Raw genomic sequence first — 3,795 nt, 5'->3', positions numbered from 1 at the left:
AGTTGCTGGGCCTTTCTGCGTGCCGGCGTGCGCACTGCCGCCGCCTCGGGGAGCTCGCTCATCCGACCGCCTCCAGCTCTTCCAGCGCCAGGCGCTTCGTCATATCGAGGCGGAACACGCCGTACGGGTTGACGTGCGCATAGATGAGCGGGGTCAAGCCGCGCAGATCTTCGGGCGTCATGCGCGCCAGCCAGGCCGGTTCGGCCAGGACCCGCTGGATCATCAGGGTGTTGATCAAGACGAGCGCATTTTGGAGGAGGGCCATGCACAGGACGGATACCTCCTGCTCCTCGAGGCGGTTGGTGGCGATCTCGCCGCCCTTGCCGTAGTGGATGAAGTTGTTGGCACTGTTCCAGTTCTCCACGACTTGGAGCCCCTCATGCACCTCGCGCCGCACCGCTGCGTCGCGCAGGTAGGAGCACAGGAAGATCGTCTTGACCACCTTGCCCAGTTCGGCCAGGGCGGCGTACGTCGGGTGTTGCACGCTGGTGCGCGTGAAACGGCGCAGGATCGCCTCTGTTTCGGCGGTCCCCAAGCGGAGTGCGGTGGCGAACTTGACCAGTTCGTCATACTGCTGGCGGATCAGATCCCAGTTGATGGGGCGGGTCAGGATGGGCTGGAGGTGCGGATAGGCGTCCTTCTGTCCAGCGAACGGGCGCGAGAGCTTCTGGGCGTGGATCCCTTTGAGGCGCGGCATGAGCTGGAAGCCCAGCAGCCGGGTGAAGGCAAAGGCCACCTCCGACTGGCCGTGGGAATCGACAAAGTTCTTCTCGACCGTCATGTCGGTGCAGTGGCGCAGCACGCCCTCGATCATGGCGGCCACCTCAGAGGAGGAGACGGTTTTGATCTGCGAGTAGATGCAGGCGGACTTCTTCTCAATGTGCCAGTAGACCATGATGCCGGCGCCGTGATGGCGCTGGCTGTATTCGGTGCGCAGGTTCTGATCCCAGGCGCCAAACTTCTTGGAGTCCGAGGCGCACGTGGTGGTCCCCTCGCCCCACACCTGGGGGCTACGCGCGGCGAAGGTGGCATTGACCACCCGCGCGATGGCGTCGCGCACGTGGTCGCGCGTGATGAAGCGCCGGCGCACGTAGCGCAGGTCACTCCAGCTCTCGTCGTGCTCGCCGGCGGCGATGCGTTTGAGCCCGGTGTTCGTGCCCAGGCCGTAGAGGCACAGCAGCAGGCGTCGCCGCACCGTTTCCGGGTCCAGAATCTCGCGTTGCGCCGCGCTGGTGAAAGCCCGGGTGAAGTCGATGCGCAGGTCGGCCTCTTTGAGCATGTCGAGCAGGCTGGTCATGGGCCAGAGGCGGCTGATCTCGCCCTTCAAGCGCCCGAGGTTCTGCGGCTCCGGTACGGGATCAAGCGGGGAAATCTTGATCCAGCCGTTGTCCTTGGCCAGGAGCTGCACACTCGGGTTCTTCGGCATGTCGCGGTTGAGGGCGGTCAAGGCGTCCGCCATTTCGGCCTGCAAATCCTTGAGAAAGGTGTCGGCGTCCGTGGGCAAACGGAGCGCCTCGTAGTAGGCGGCGCGCCGCAGGGCAAAGTCCGCCGGGAGGTCCTCGTCCGGATTGCGGAAGCGATCGGCGCCGACCACCCAGATCTCCTTGCAGCGCAGTTTGTCGCGCAGGGTCTGTAGGACGCAGATCTCGTAGTTGATCCGGTCGATGCGCTCGCGCCCTTTGGCGTCGGCCCGCACGACCACCTCATACCAGCCGGGCGGCACCACCCCGTCGATGGGCACGTCCTCCGTGGCGGCGAAGAGGCGGCTTTTGCTCGCCGCGTACCGTTTCAGCAAGGCCAGGGCGCGGATGACGGGTTGGTGGACCGCGTTGTTCGAGCGGAACTCCAACACCGCGAGCAAATCGGGAAGCACCCGCCGGTAATGGGCGCGGTAGGAGGCCCGCAGGTGCGTCTGCACGTGCAGGCGGTAGGCCGGGCCGGTCGACTTGTACTCGCGCACCAGGTCGCGCAGGGTCTGCTCCCCGCCGGCCGCCGGGAAGATGACGTCGCGGATCACGCCATCGGGGTGCTCGACCGACGCCTCGGCGATATGGAAGAGCAGATTCGCCTTCCCGGTCACGCGCTTGAGGTCGTGGAGCAACTCCTTTTCCACCTTGCGCTCGGCCGTCGCCCCAATCTTGTGGACCATGGCGATGACGAGGTCAATCAAACCGTCGGTGATCTCCTGGGACCGCAGCAGGCACAGGGCAGCAACCAGGGTCGCCCGTACCGGGTCCGGGTGGGCGCGCAACTCGCTGGGCGCCTCCGCTGCGGCGCGTTGCCGGTAGCCTCGCGTCACTTTGGGCGAGACCGCAGCAAAGAGGTCCGGCGGGAGCGCGAGCTGCCGCACGTGGCGCAGCTTCTCGACTTGGGCCAGCACGTTGTCCAGTTGCATGCGGCCGGCATCGGCCTTGAGCGCCTGCAACGTCCCGTTGCCCGCGTCGCGCGCGCCGACAGGCTCGGTCGCTCCCGTGTTCGCCGCGTCAAGCGGCTCCTCTGGGGCGAGCAGCGCGTCAATCCGCGCCAGGCCCTCCGTGCCAAGGCGTTCCAGCACCGTCCGAAACAGGGCGTCTTCATAGGTATGGAGCGCGGAGTGGACGACCCGGTCGACCCGGCCATCGGCCGGGGGCTCGATCCGGCAAGCCCGACAACGCGCATAGACCGCCGCTTGGAGTTGCTCGGGGCGGTGCTCGTGGGGCAACACCGCCTGACACAGCCAGGCGGCAAGGTCGTCAGCATCGGCAACGGTCGCTTCGCGGAAGCCCAAGGCGTCCCGGATCTGTGTCCGGTGATACTTGATCGTGCGCCCATCCCAGTCGTACTGCAGGTAGTGCTCGGGGGGCAGGTCCAGTTGCTGGGCAACGTGGACGATGGCAGCGGGGGGGAGATCCGCCTTGGCCTGCGGGAAACGTCCCTCGGCCCGGAAATACTTGAGCAAGAGCGCGTAGCCGAGGCGAGTCGCCCCAGTCTTGTTGCCCAGGAGGTCCAGGTCTGCCGGCAACACCGTCCAGTGCTCTGCCAACGCCTCCGCCGTCCACTGTCGTTGCACCGCGGTCCCCCTTTTGCCAAAAGCTTGCCATCGGGGCGTCCCGATGTACCGAGAAGGGTCAGTGTCGGTACTTCTTCGCTGACCGGTAGCATAGACCACGCGCAGCAAGCGGGCAAGGATGGCGCGAATTCGGGCGAAGTGCCGTTTCCAGAAAGGAAGTCGGCGCGCGAGATGGAGAAGCCCTGCCTCGCATCGACATCACCCGCTCAGCACGGGCCTACTTTGCACTTGGTGACAGCGACCCTAACGCTGGGCCGTAAGAACGGGGGAATTGCATGCCGGTCTATGTCGGAATCGATTGGGCAATGGAGCACCACGATGTGTGCGTGACCAATGAGCGGGCCGATAAGCTGGGAGCCTTTCGGGTCGACCACAGCGTGGCCGGGCTGGAGCGGTTGGCGCAGCGGCTGGCTGGGATCTGCCCGGACCCAGGTGAGATCCACATTGCCATCGAGCGCCCCGACGGGTTGCTCGTCGCTGCCCTCCTGGATCGGGTGTCCGTGGCCATGTGAAAGTCTCCACTGATGGCCAGAACAAGGTCCCCGCTGGTGGCCAACTGAACGTCCCCGCCCTGACGTAGGGCGAATGGGAAGCGCGCCCTGACGCGACCATGCCGGATGGAACGTCCGGTTGGTTAGCGATGGGGGGCGCACGGTGAAGACCACGAGGGAACAGATGGAGATTATGGATGCCTACGAGACGGTCGGCAGTTACCGTGGGGCGGCGGCCTTGTGCGGGACGACGCC

Annotated in this window: 2 protein-coding genes; one reads left to right on the top strand and one right to left on the bottom strand. The window is 65.9% G+C overall.

Features of this window, described 5'->3' with window-relative positions; translation table 11 throughout:
- Positions 1 to 58 precede the first annotated feature (58 nt).
- On the bottom strand, positions 59 to 3,049 hold the full coding sequence (locus VFH59_RS02980; protein ID WP_325163399.1) for a Tn3 family transposase: 2,991 nt from the start codon (positions 3,047 to 3,049) through the stop codon (positions 59 to 61).
- Positions 3,050 to 3,324: 275 nt separating this feature from the next.
- Between VFH59_RS02980 and VFH59_RS02975 the strand changes: the two genes are divergently transcribed.
- Positions 3,325 to 3,561 (top strand): IS110 family transposase, encoded by a 237-nt coding sequence (locus VFH59_RS02975; protein ID WP_325163398.1) that lies wholly within the window; start codon positions 3,325 to 3,327, stop codon positions 3,559 to 3,561.
- Positions 3,562 to 3,795: the final 234 nt, after the last annotated feature.

This window comes from Frateuria sp. (assembly GCF_035695185.1).
Lineage (GTDB): Bacteria > Pseudomonadota > Gammaproteobacteria > Xanthomonadales > Rhodanobacteraceae > Frateuria_A.
This window is presented reverse-complemented; position numbering and strand designations above follow the sequence as displayed.